10 protein-coding genes are annotated in these 12,796 nt (G+C 47.9%); 2 read left to right on the plus strand and 8 right to left on the minus strand.

The window, feature by feature from the left end; all coding sequences use genetic code 11:
* Window position 1: 1 nt before the first annotated feature.
* Both JMY03_RS12790 and JMY03_RS12795 read right to left on the minus strand, forming a co-directional pair.
* Window positions 2-748, minus strand: a complete 747-nt coding sequence (locus tag JMY03_RS12790) for a BLUF domain-containing protein (RefSeq protein WP_201604192.1) — start codon at window positions 746-748, stop codon at window positions 2-4.
* Window positions 749-908: 160 nt separating this feature from the next.
* Complete coding sequence (locus JMY03_RS12795) at window positions 909-1,268, minus strand: hypothetical protein (protein ID WP_201604193.1); 360 nt, start codon at window positions 1,266-1,268, stop codon at window positions 909-911.
* Between the two features lie 176 nt (window positions 1,269-1,444).
* Here JMY03_RS12795 and JMY03_RS12800 point away from each other — a divergent pair, with 176 nt between their 5' ends.
* Window positions 1,445-1,699, plus strand: a complete 255-nt coding sequence (locus JMY03_RS12800; RefSeq protein ID WP_201559387.1) for a hypothetical protein — start codon at window positions 1,445-1,447, stop codon at window positions 1,697-1,699.
* Between the two features lie 134 nt (window positions 1,700-1,833).
* Here the strand turns inward: JMY03_RS12800 and JMY03_RS12805 are convergent, their stop codons facing one another.
* The 5 genes from JMY03_RS12805 to recG form a co-directional block, all read right to left on the minus strand.
* Window positions 1,834-2,760, minus strand: a complete 927-nt coding sequence (locus JMY03_RS12805; protein ID WP_201604195.1) for a DMT family transporter — start codon at window positions 2,758-2,760, stop codon at window positions 1,834-1,836.
* Window positions 2,761-3,250: 490 nt separating this feature from the next.
* Window positions 3,251-6,358 carry an efflux RND transporter permease subunit gene (locus tag JMY03_RS12810; protein ID WP_201604197.1) on the minus strand — a complete coding sequence of 1,036 codons (3,108 nt, stop codon included), beginning with the start codon at window positions 6,356-6,358 and terminating at the stop codon, window positions 3,251-3,253.
* On the minus strand, window positions 6,355-7,683 hold the full coding sequence (locus tag JMY03_RS12815) for an efflux RND transporter periplasmic adaptor subunit (RefSeq protein WP_201604198.1): 1,329 nt from the start codon (window positions 7,681-7,683) through the stop codon (window positions 6,355-6,357). The genes JMY03_RS12810 and JMY03_RS12815 overlap by 4 nt, the downstream gene beginning before the upstream one ends.
* Window positions 7,684-7,974: 291 nt before the next feature.
* Window positions 7,975-8,259 carry an FAD-dependent oxidoreductase gene (locus JMY03_RS12820; protein ID WP_201604200.1) on the minus strand — a complete coding sequence of 95 codons (285 nt, stop codon included), beginning with the start codon at window positions 8,257-8,259 and terminating at the stop codon, window positions 7,975-7,977.
* A 171-nt stretch (window positions 8,260-8,430) separates the two neighbouring features.
* Window positions 8,431-10,761: an ATP-dependent DNA helicase RecG gene (recG, locus tag JMY03_RS12825; protein ID WP_201604202.1), complete on the minus strand. Its 2,331-nt coding sequence runs from the start codon at window positions 10,759-10,761 to the stop codon at window positions 8,431-8,433.
* Between the two features lie 148 nt (window positions 10,762-10,909).
* Between recG and JMY03_RS12830 the strand changes: the two genes are divergently transcribed.
* Window positions 10,910-11,959 carry a patatin-like phospholipase family protein gene (locus JMY03_RS12830; protein ID WP_227675630.1) on the plus strand — a complete coding sequence of 350 codons (1,050 nt, stop codon included), beginning with the start codon at window positions 10,910-10,912 and terminating at the stop codon, window positions 11,957-11,959.
* A 207-nt stretch (window positions 11,960-12,166) separates the two neighbouring features.
* Here JMY03_RS12830 and JMY03_RS12835 read toward each other — a convergent pair whose 3' ends face one another.
* Entirely contained in the window at window positions 12,167-12,772 is a 606-nt protein-coding gene (locus JMY03_RS12835; protein WP_025646813.1) for a hypothetical protein, read from the minus strand.
* Between the last annotated feature and the right edge of the window lie 24 nt (window positions 12,773-12,796).

Genomic DNA, 12,796 nt, shown 5'->3' on the forward strand with positions numbered 1-12,796 from the left:
CTTACCCCATTCCTAAAAGTCTTTTAATCGCACCATAAAACCTGCTCGGTTTTTTTGCTGGTATATTTTGTGGTTTGGCCGGCTCTGACACAGCACTAGGCGCAGGCTCGGTCACCGTCAGTATCCCTAATGACTCAAAATCTTTGATAATATCAGTGACCTGATCATAAGTCCCAAATTCATCACTCGCGACTAAACTGTCAAAAGGATAAGGGTTTTTGGTCAATTTGACGCAAAGATTCATAATCAGCTGCGGTTGACTGGTCCGATTAAGGTCAGGCCATGCCAGCAGTTTTAGATATTTGCCATCGTAATAATGAGTCGCTACGGCATTGTTATTGCCTAAATTGATAAAATCTTGCAGACGTGCTTTTTGCTCAAACGTAAAAGCATCTAATGTCTGTTGATGGTCTTCAATAAATGTCCTAAAAATAGGGCCTTGATCGATAAAATCAAAGATACTGACCCTCCAATTATCGAAGCTACGCTCGATCACTTTTTCGTTGACAAATACCCATATATCGTTATGCCTAGGATCAGCCAATACCTTTTTCATCAAGTTATCGATCTCGGTAGCCGGCCCTTCTAGCACTTGCACGTATTGGCCTCGGCGATAGGATAGAACACCTGAGATTTGCGCGGCTGGATTGCGTTTGCGAGATATCTGCACGATGTTTGACAAACCGGCAGGCAGATTGATACCGCGCTCATTGGCAGTGGTTCTACTGACATACGCAATACATTTCATGTTGCCCTCACTTAAATAAGGCATATAAAGTAGCTTGTTCAACGATGCCGATAGCTACTGATAGTTAAAGGGTGAGCATCGAGCTGTCGCTCTTCGAAGTGGCAGGAAGAGCGATAATTCAATAATGAGAAGCGTGAAGATTACTTGTATCTCAAGCTTTTTATACCTCAAGCTTGCCTTCGATGCCTTGTACTTTACGGCGCGCCAAAGCTAGGTTTGATTTAGCTTTATCGAGTACCAAGTACAAAAACAAACCTTCGTTATGCGCTGATGGGCGAATGATATGAATCTGTGATTCTAGAGTAATCAAGATATCATCAATCTCACCTTTGATATCTAATGATTCCATCGTCGCCATTTTGGCTTTGACCACTTGCGAGTTACCAGCAGCAGCAAGCTCTAAATCCACGCCGCCACCAGCCATACCTAGCACCATACCTGACATATAGTCGACAATACAGGTACCCATAGCGCCGTCAATTTGCATTAACTCTTGTAAAGACTGATCGATATTTGACATTTTCTTTCCTCAATTATTTTAAATGGTGAAGCACTTATACTTTATTTTAAAAATAAAGTGATTGTTTGTGCCGTTTTTTGTTCTCCTTTGGCGCGGCAGGCTGGTCGTAATATTCGAGAAAAGCTGTTTAACTTGCACTATTTTTAATCCAATATCACCTAATGGAATAACTCATAGTGACTGACTTAATCATAAAAAACGCTCGTTTAGCGACTCATAAAACCCTTGTCAATATTCTAATAACAGACCAGCATATTGCTCGTATTGAGGAGATAGCTGACGATAATGCTAACAGTCAAGACAGTCAGTCAAATCCAGCAGCCGCGAGTTACGATGCTCAAGGTAACTTTGTCTGTGGCGGCTTTTATGACAGTCATATTCATCTGGATAAAGCCTGTATTTTAGATCGCTGTACTATAGCGAATATCTAAACGTCTAAATCATAATTCACAAAGTTACAGCTACGCCCTACGAGCAATGGCTAGCAGACGCTAAGCGTTATAAATAAAGTCATTCAGCCGACTTAAGTTATATAAACTAGACAGATAGTAGAACTTATCATGCTTTACTTTGTCATTTTTAACCCGCCCCACGTGACTAGCGCCACACCAAGTGCGATCAATGATCCGCCTAACACTAAACCTTCTGGTATTGCCTCTCCTTGCAAAAACACTGCCACCGGTACGCCCACCACTGCACCAACTGCGCCGAGTAAGCTGAGTAGCACCGGACCTCCTGTCTTTTGTAGTACAAACAATAATAAAAACTGACCGGCGAATATACTAGCTTGCAAGACGATCAAACTAATAGGGAGCACCGTAGCCGCCGGAATAGCGAGCGTAAAACCTGGTAGTAAACCAACTAAACCCAGCATAATGGCGGCAGCTATCAGCATTCCTGGTGCCAGAGCGATAGGCGATGCATCATCTGGCCAGCGCAGGCTACGATAGATATTGCCAATAGCTAAAAGCACCGGTCCGCAGAGTGCCAACGCTATCCAAATCACACTAGCTTCCGGCGCTGAGAATTTACGTGCAGCAAGTACGCCGGCGCCAGCAAGCGCCGCCGCCACACCAAACGCGCGCCAAATATTAAAACGCTCTATGTTTATCACAAGCGCAGCAAGATAGGTAAGCAGTGGCGGTAAAGAGATTATCAGTGCCACAAAGCCGGCACCGACATGCGGAATCGCTGAGAAGAAAATCAAGTTAGAACCCGCCACGCTGACTAGAGCTGCGATGACATAATACTCAAAGCTACGAGCGCTTGGTGCCAACACCTCATCGCGCATATAGGCAATTATTGACAAAATGATAGCGGCGCCGCTGATCGACCAAAATAAAAACGCTAATGGCGTCAGGCCAATCTCAACTGCAAACTTAGCCAAGTTAGTAGCGATACCTAACAAAGCGCCGCCGACCAGTAGACAAAGAAGCGGTATCCACCATAATTGTCGATGGTCAGAAGCCGTCTTCTCCTTAACATCACTCATAAATTATCCGAATGTCTCGAGCGTTTGAATGCTAGCATAGCAAGATAATCGCGCCATACGCAGTACCTTAGCGAAAATATAAAAAAGACCAAGACGATAAAATCTTGGCCTTTTTTAGGCGACAATACTGATGACAATTATCGCCTCACTATTTACTTTTATAATTAGCAATTTTTGGCTTGATACTAGGGCGTGTTGAACATTCGACCATGGCACTGACAGAGACTATTTTTTAGGCGATTTGCAGATAAAAATGGTAAGTTTAGTCGTTCTAAGCGTCTATTTTTATCAATAAAGCGGCAAAAAATAGTCCTGTCCCTGTTGTTGTCGTGAGGGCTGATGCTAAAATCGCCCTAGTCGTTGCGACTGTTTAAATAAAATCAGCTATCCAATGCAATAAGCATTACCTGCAATTTTAACGACCACTAGAACACAGCTTTGATTAACTAGTAGCGATCAGCAGTGCGAATTTGTGAATGTTCAACACGCCCTAATCAGTAGCCTGCTGTTTATCACGGCCATGCGGCACAAGCCACTTGCTAAACCAGTTAGAGACATCATCCATCAAGGTATAAACTACCGGAATCACCACCAAGCTCAATAAGGTAGAAGTCACTAAACCGCCTAACACCGCTGCCGCCATAGGACGACGGAAAGTCGGATCGGCATCGCCCCAACCGAACACTAGCGGCAGCATGCCCGCGCCCATAGCGATAGTGGTCATAATGATCGGCCGTGCCCGTTTGCGGCAAGAGTCTATAATCGCCTCAAAGCGTGCTAGGCCGCGATTTTGCGCAATGATCGCATAATCCACGAGCAAGATAGAGTTCTTGGTGGCGATGCCCATCAGCATAATAAAACCAATCATCGAAGGCATTGACAAGCTACTGTTAGTAATCACTAAGCCCACAAAAGCGCCGCCTATCGATAACGGTAGCGCCATTAGGATGGTGAACGGCTGTAGTAACTTGCCAAATAGTAAAATTAATACCCCAAAAATACAGATAATGCCGACGGTCATCGCGATGACAAAGCCGCTAAATAGCTCGGCCATGTTCTCCGCTTGTCCTTGATCGATAATGGTAATCGACGTGGGTATATTTTGCATCGCCGGGGTGTTTTTCACCGCTTGCACCAGCTCTCCAAGCTCACCGTCAGCAGGCTGTACAGTAATGCTAATAGCCCGCTCACGATCTAAGCGCTTAATTTGCGCCGGACCCGTACCGAAGTCGAGGCTTGCCACTTCCCCTACTCTGACGCCTTGACCGGTAGGCCCACTAGAATTGCTACTAGGCACATAGAGGCCTTCTAGCTGATTGACGTTCTCTTTGGCAACATCAGGCAAGCGCACGACAATGGGAATCTGCCGCGTATCGAGATTGAGCTTAGACAACTGCTGCTCATAATCGCCAACTGTGGCAATACGTAACGTGGTCGCGATATCTTGGGTGGTCACGCCCAAATCTGCCATCGCTAGCCGGTCTGGGGTGACCGTCAGCTCTTGCCGCGGTAAGCTGCGATCGCTAGTCACGTCACCTGCCATCGGTAATTTACGAATATCTGCCATGATTTGCTGAGCGGTTTGCTCAAGGATCTCAGGGTTGGTACTGGTGAGTGAGAAGTTATAACCGGTCTCGCCGCCGCTCGATAAACCCACGGTAAAGCGCGCGCTTGGCACCTCGGCGAGCAATTGACTGATCTGACGCTCAATCTCTTGTTTAGAGGCACGCTCGGCACGCGGCGCTAACACGATATCTAAACTACCAATATTATCTGACTTGCCGCCAGTAGAATTGGGATCCATCGCTGCCTGCGCCTCACCCACTGAGGTAAAGATATTGGTCACCCCTGGCAGCGCTAAGATACGCTCGCTTGCCATCGCAGCGACGCGCTCAGTATCCTCTAGCGCTACATCGGGCGTCAGCTCGATGGCGACTCGGGTTTGATCGATATCATTATCCGGAATAAAAGCAGTCGGCAGCAATTTGACGAGCATCAGCGAGGCGACAAACAGGACTAAAGTCACACCCATCGTTAGCCAGCGATGATGTAGCGTCCAAGACACCACTTTGAGATACCAGTCCATAGTCTTACTTTGTTTTTCTACTCGATGTTTTTCTGGCCGTAATACATAAGCGGCCATCATCGGCGTTATTAATCGGGCCACCATTAATGAGGCAAAAATAGCCAACGCCGCGGTCCAACCGAACTGACGGAAGAACTGACCGACGACGCCGCCCATAAAGGCGGTCGGTAAAAACACTGCTATTAAGGTAAAAGTCGTTGCGACTACCGCTAGGCCAATCTCATCAGCCGCCTCCATCGCTGCTTCATAAGGCGTCTTACCCATGCGCAGATGGCGAATGATGTTTTCCACCTCAACGATAGCATCATCGACAAGCACCCCAATGACCAAAGATAAAGCCAATAGCGAGATGATATTAAGACTAAAGTCGAACAGATACATTGCCAAAAACGTCGGAATGACCGATAAGGGTAGTGCTACCGCAGCAACGATAGTGGCTCGGACGTTTTTTAGAAATAAGAACACCACGACAACGGCTAAGATACCGCCTTCGATTAGCATTTTTATCGAAGCCTGATAATCCTCCGCGACTGGCGTGGCTCTATCGTAGACTTTTTCGACGCTGATATTGCTCATCTCTGCATTGAGGGTGGCAAGCTCGGCATCGACTCGCTCCATCACCTCCACCTCACTGGCGCCGCGAGAGCGGGTGATATCAAAGGCTACTACTGTTTGACCATCGAGCTTAGCGATTGAGGTGGGGTCTGCGGCGCCATCGGTGATCTGTGACAGACGCCCGAGCGCCTGTGTCGTGCCGGTAGTTGGTACGGCGATTTGTAAATCATTCAAAGCATCAGCACGATCCACCGCGCCCAATACGCGAATGGTCTGCGTGGTATTTCCGACTTCGGCCTCACCGCCTGAGCTGTCTTGCTGAATACCAGCCAGCTGCTGCGAGAGCTGCACAATGGAGAACTGTAAGCCGCTTAGCGCAATAGGGTCAGCGGCGACAGTAATCTCTCGCTCAAGTCCGCCGATACGGCCAACTTCACTGACGCCCGGAATATCAGAGAGGCGCTTGGTAATGGTATCATCAACGAACCAAGACAAGTCCTCGACGCTCATATTATCAGCGGCGACTGAGTAGGTAATCACAGGGAAACCAGCGGTCGAGACTTTGGTGATAATCGGGTCGTTCGCTGCTGCCGGTAGATCGCCTCTGACTTCACCAACTGCCGAGCGTACGTCGTCGACCGCTTCTTGGATGTCTTTTTCGAGTACAAACTCCGAGGCAATCGTCGCCGCACCTGTTTGAAGGGTAGTACGAATATGCTTGATGCCCTCGATACTGGTGATTCTGTTTTCAATCTTTTTAGCAATATCGTTTTCTAACTGAGAGGGCGCAGCACCCGGCAAGGTGACAGTCACTACGACGGCTGGCAAATCAATATCCGGAAACTGTTGGACTTTCATTTGCATAAAGCCATAAATACCGCCCAAAGTGAGCAGTACAAAGAGCAAAATAGCAACTAGTGGGTTTCTAATCGAATAAGCGGAGACATTTAAATTCATAAGGGTGCCTGCGCCGCGTCAGTCGCTACTTGTGCTTGCTGAGCCGTGTTGTCATCCACTACCCGCACTAAATCGCCATCATTGAGGAAGCTGCCGCCTTGCTTAACCAGACGACTATCGGCAGGCAATGGCTCTGTTACCGCGACTTTATCACCGAGACGCTCACCCAAAGTCACGCGCTGCTGCCGGATACGACCAAGGGTTTTGCCCCCTTGGGTCTTTATGTCAGTGACTAGCATCACATAATCATAGCCGTCATTACTCACGATAGCTGCGTTCGGGATAGTTTGCGCGCTGGCGCTACCTAATAAAAACTCGCCCGTTTGATACATACCTGAGCGCGCTGCTGGATCCTTATTGAGACTGGCGTAGATAGTAATTTGGCGGTTGTTGTCAGCAGTTGGCGCAATGCGGCTTACCTGACCCATTACCGATTGGTTATTCGGCAGGCTGACTCTGACTGGCGTGCCTACCGTGACCTCACCGATAAGCTTAGGATCGATATCCGCTTGCCACTCTAAAATACCGTTTTTGATAATTGTAAATAGCGGCTCGCCTGCTGATACCATGCCTGATACCATGCCGACTTCCGCCATTTTTTTACTGATAATACCGCTGACGGGCGCGATCACTTGCGAATTATTGAGTTTTAGCTTTTGATTACTGAGACGCGCTTTTGACGCTTGTAATGCCGCTCTTGCTTGTAGCTCTGCCGTACGATAACGATCCGCTTCTTGACGACTGATTGCGTCGATATCGATCAAAGGCAGTACCCTAGCAGCATCGGCACTAGCATTAGCGAGCGTCGCTTCTGCTTCGGCAACCTCCGCCTCGGCTTGCAGGATTTGCTGCTCGGCGGCATCGGAGTCAAACACGGCAAGCACTTGACCGGCCTTGACCTGTTGACCTTCTTCTACGAGCACTTGTTCGATCGCCACTCCGTTGACCTTGGCACTGACATTAGCGGTATCTTTGGGGCTAATGGTGCCATCAGCACGCAAATTATTACCGATGCTATCTTGGCTTGGCGTTACCGTTTCTACCGACAGTACCGCTTGTTCTACGCGCTCTACCTCAGAGGTGCTACTGACTGTATCTGAGCTGGTCATGACTTGCTCATCACCTGCGGCCTCATTCGTGCCCCAATACCTTCCTAACAGCACGCCGACTACCAGCATAATCGCCAAGACCGGTAGCAACCACGGCGGCATTTTAGTGCTATTGCTAGCGACTTCAGGTTGACGATAAGGCGGTAAGTCAGCGTTGCTAGGCGTTTTTTTATCATCAACATCTGGCTTGCCATTAGGGTCTTGAAGGTCACTCATAAGCGGTCTCTATAGATAAGGGCCATAGCGAAAATCTAGCGTCTGAAAATCTAACACCTATCCATCTGTCAACTGCCATAAACAGTCAAAAAAATAGGCATAAGTTTTGAACATTGTAGCTTATCCCATTAGCGCGTCAATGCGTATGGGTATCTTGCGCGTCTATATTCTGGTACTAGAATAAGAGAGCAAGTCACTGAATCTCATTGAGAATTTGCTGTTGCTGATAGCAAATGAGCAGCATGGTAGTGGTCGTAATGTCGCTAATAGCATTATTAATTTGACTTAAGTCTAAAGATGACGCTCATCGAACTTATCGGCCAAGCTTAAGCCCTGACTCAGTACTTTTGCGCTACACCAACTGATAATATCGCCCGGCAAACGAATGGTTTTGCGATTGACGATCCAAAAGTCAGTTAAATCGCTATCTTGTTCGCTCAAGAGTTGCGCGATTAGCTTGCCATTGAGGTGCGTCAGGGAGACGCCATGACCGATACAGCCGCAGCTATAGATAATTTTTTTAGAGTTCAGATAACCGATCTCCGGCGTCATATCGAGATTGGATGATACAAACATCCACTTTTATAGCAGCGGTCAGTGGCGGATTCGCCCTATAAGGTCCATAGCTATGTAACCAAAACGATTTCTCTTTACACCTTGATTGCTCATTAGCCATAATAGCCCTACCTCGTTGTCGATCAGTAACCGAGCGTCCATTAAAAACAGCGATGTAGCCAGAGCAAACTATTAAGCATTGGTATAGCGGCTGGCCTCAGGCATCCAGCGATGAATGAGTTGGCTGACATCGGCTTTACGCGCAGGATCGCTAATTAGATGCTTAGCCAAACGCTGGGCAATAGCGAACAGCTCTTCATCACGAATCAGATCCGCCAAATAATAGCCAATATTACCCGTTTGCCGTTTGCCGAGTAGCTCACCTGGCCCGCGCAGCTCTAAGTCTTTTTGTGCAATGACAAAACCATCAGTACTATCGCGCAGTACCTTTAAGCGCTCAGTTCCGGTCTCTGATAACGGTGTTTGGTATAACAGTACACAAAAGCTTTTGGTTGAACCTCGTCCTACCCGTCCGCGCAATTGATGCAATTGTGATAGCCCTAGACGCTCGGCATTTTCAATGACCATAAGCGAGGCATTGGGCACATCAACGCCGACTTCAATCACTGTCGTCGCGATCAATAAATCCAGCTTCCCAGCCTTAAACTCCTGCATAATGGCTTGCTTATCAACGCCTTTCATTTTGCCATGTACCAGACCGATGCGAATATCTAAGCGCTCGTTTAAGTCCTCATAAGTCGCCTCAGCCGCTTGTGCATCTAAGACGCTAGACTCCTCGACCAGTGAGCAGACCCAATAAGCTTGTCTGCCCTGAGCGCAATTAGCCGCGATACGTTCGATCACTTCATCACGGCGATTGCGGTCAATGGTCACCGTCGTAATCGGTGTACGCCCGGGCGGTAGCTCATCGATGATAGAAGTATCCATATCGCCATAAACACTCATCGCCAGCGTCCGCGGAATCGGCGTTGCAGTCATAATCAGCTGATGCGGGGTGCTACCGGCGACGCCTTTGTTGGTCAAAGCCATGCGCTGCTCAACGCCAAAACGATGCTGCTCATCGATAATTACTAACCCTAACTTTGCAAACTCAACCGTATCTTGAAACAGCGCATGAGTACCAACGACGATTTGTACGCTGTTTTCCGCCACCGCTGCCAAGGCTTCACGGCGCTGCTTGGCCGTTTGCTTACCCGCAAGCCAGCCCACCTCGATACCTAATGGCTCAAACCACTGTCTAAAATTGAGCAAATGCTGCTCAGCTAAGATCTCCGTCGGCGCCATCACAGCAACCTGCCAGCCACTATCAATCGCGTAGCCTGCCGCCCCTGCCGCCACTAAAGTCTTACCGGCACCGACATCGCCCTGCACTAGCCTGAGCATCGGGATAGAAGTCGCCATATCGCTAGTGATATCTTTCATCACCCTTTGCTGCGCGCCAGTTAATTCAAACGGCAAGGCGGCAAACAGCTGATCAGTCAGCGCACTGTGAGCCGTACATCTTGGCGCTTTATACTGATGCAACTGTTGACGGCGATACAAGAGACTGAGCTGATGCGCGGTCAACTCCTCTATAATCAAACGCTGACAAGCGGCATGCGTACGCGCGGTTAGCTGAGTCAGCAGCTTATATTGTTGGTCGGCATCGGTATAAGTCGGCGGTGTATGCAGTAGTACTAACGCTTCAAATATCGATAAATTATAGACGTTATCATGCTGTTTATTGTCAGTAGTGACAGCAGCGGGATGGTACGCTTCTGAGTGATTATAAGGTGCAGGCTCAGCTTTACTCACACTACTATTATCTGGCACGCTGCGAGCAAGCGTTGAGAAGATATCCTCAACATCTTGCTCAATAGCTTTGCTAGGTTCAAACGGCGCTAACGGTAAATCACTGACAACCGCAAAATCAGCGTTAGTAAACAGCGTCATCGGTAGGCCTTGACTACGCACCGTTTGCAATGCCAGCTTAATCAAAGTGCGTAGCTTGTTTTGGTGCAAGCCCTTTACCGTCGGATAGATAGGCTGCAGGCCGATATCAGTGATCGGCGCCCCATCGGTGATGATCTGATATTCAGGATGATGAATTTGCTTACCATAACGGCTGACTTTGACCTCACCGAACAGCTGCAACCGAGTCCCTAAACTCATCGTTTGTGCCAGTCCCCGATAGACTTTAAAAAAACGTAGGCCTACCGTTCCGGTGCCATCATCGATGATGACGGTCATGCCGCCGCGTTTATTATCGATATGCACGACTCGGCCGGTAATGAGCGCCGCTTGTCCGTGGGACACGTCACTGATAGCGACTTGGCGACTGCGGTCTTCGTAGTCTCTTGGCAAATGCAGTAACAGATCAAAGATACGCGCGATACCTAACTGCGCCAATTGCTCAGCAACTTTTGGCCCCACGCCTGCTAATGCAGAAACGGGCATATCTAGTGCTGAGGCCGGCTCGCTATTGACCGGATGCGGTATCGAGTGAGTCGCAGAGAGAGGCATCACAAATCCTAATTCAGTTTTGACTCACTGTCTGTAGAGTCATAGGCCCTGTATTTTAGCGCGTGTCCAGCATTCATAAGCAGGCACTACTGATAGCTCAATACACGCTTGTATTATCACTGACAAGCCGCTTTATTATGCTAAGCTATTGAGTACTGCTACTCTTGAGATGGTTATGCTCAATAACATAAAAACTTATCGCTTTCAGCGCTCACTCACTTTATTCATAAAAGTAAGCTTACTCACTACTATAAGCTTACTGGCTAGCGCCTGCAATAGCCTTACGTCCGCAGCCCATTCAGAGCCGCCTACACTTGCTGCCCCTAGTGTGGCCTTAGTATTAGGTGGCGGCGGTACCAAAGGATTTGCCCATGTTGGGGTTATCAAGGCGCTGGAGAAAAATGGCATCAAGCCAAGCTTAGTCGTCGGTACTAGCGCGGGTAGTATTATCGGTAGTATTTACGCCAGCGGCTATACCCCTGCTAGGCTTGAGCAATTAGCACTAACGACCACCGATAGCGAGCTGATGGACTTTACCCTGTCCAATCAAGGTTTTGTAGCAGGTAATAAGCTCAAAAACTTTATCAATACACATGTCAGGCAGCGACCGATAGAAGACTTGCCCATTGCATTTGCCGCAGTTGTAGCCGAAAAGCATAGTCTAAAAAAGGCGGTATTAACTACTGGTGACACCGGACTTGCAGTGCAAGCCTCTAGCAGCGTGCCCAATATCTTTATTGCGCCGCGTATTCCCGCAAAGGTCGGCAAAAAATACATCGATGGCGGTGTCGTCAGCTTAGTCCCTGTTGATAGCGCTCGCGATTTAGGAGCAGATATCGTGATCGCGGTCGATGTCACTGCCCCAAGCACCAAAAATACCAGCGCCAATAGCTATCAGATTAACTTATCTCAGCTCCGTTCACTGAGTAGCTTTTGGGGGTTGTTAGAGAACAGCATTATCGCGAATGCCAGTGCTAGTGCAAACGGCTTAAGCAATAACCGTAGCACTCAGATGCGCCTTGAGCGCGATCGTGCCGACATCGTTATTATTCCAGACGTTGGTCACTTAAGCTCATTAGATAGTAGTCAACGCCAGACCCTTATCAGTGCTGGTGAGCGGGCTGCTAATGAGCAAATATCCGCTATCAAACGATTAATTAACGCTAAAACGTCTAGCAAATATACAAAGCTTCAGTAAACCCTTTGGCGGCGCTCGATAACGAACGTCAATGCCTGAAGTTGATTGTTAAATGTAGTCCAAGTTTAGTCGTTGAAGTATCTTACTGATTGACTATAAATGGTTCATAAAATATGAATAGATCATAAAAAAGCACCGCCAATCTCAATGGCAGTGCCTCGTTATACTATTAACTCTTGTTATACTATTAACTCTTTTACGCTATTACTATTTTACTTTGGCGCGGTATTGCACCATTACCGTATCGTTTAGGCCCACGCCTTCGATATCCCAGCGCACCGCTTTATAATACCCTAAAGGAATCTCTTGGTTTTGGCCGTTGACATTACCTCGTAATGGCATACGCGAAAAAGAGTTGCCATCGACGCTACCATAAGGGAAGTCTGGCATCACTCCGCCTAGCAGCTCTACTTGCTCAGGAATGCTCATCGTGACTGTCATTTTGCGCACTCGATCAGCATTGGTATTGGTAAAGTAGCCTTGATACTCTAAGATATTTCCCGATTGTAGGCGTGTCTCAGCAGTGACTGGCACTAACGTTTCATTGCCATTGGCATCGACACCAACAAGCGAGGCGGTAATCTTGGTATTCACTGCTTGTGCGTTGGAGTTGGTATTAGAGGGGTTGTTAGCATTGAGAGCTGCTGTTTGCAAAGCAGCTGAGCTGTTATCAAGTGCCGGCTCCGGAGTGGGCAGCATAGCTGAAGCTTGGGTGACGACCATTGCTCCGACGAGTGTGCCTGCGACAACATGAAATAAACGGTGACCGCCCCAAGCAGCAAATGGGTTGGCAAAATGGTTGCTTTTTTTCATAATGATTATCTTTCCTAGTTGAGA

Source organism: Psychrobacter submarinus, assembly GCF_904846685.1.
Taxonomy (GTDB): Bacteria; Pseudomonadota; Gammaproteobacteria; order Pseudomonadales; family Moraxellaceae; genus Psychrobacter; species Psychrobacter submarinus.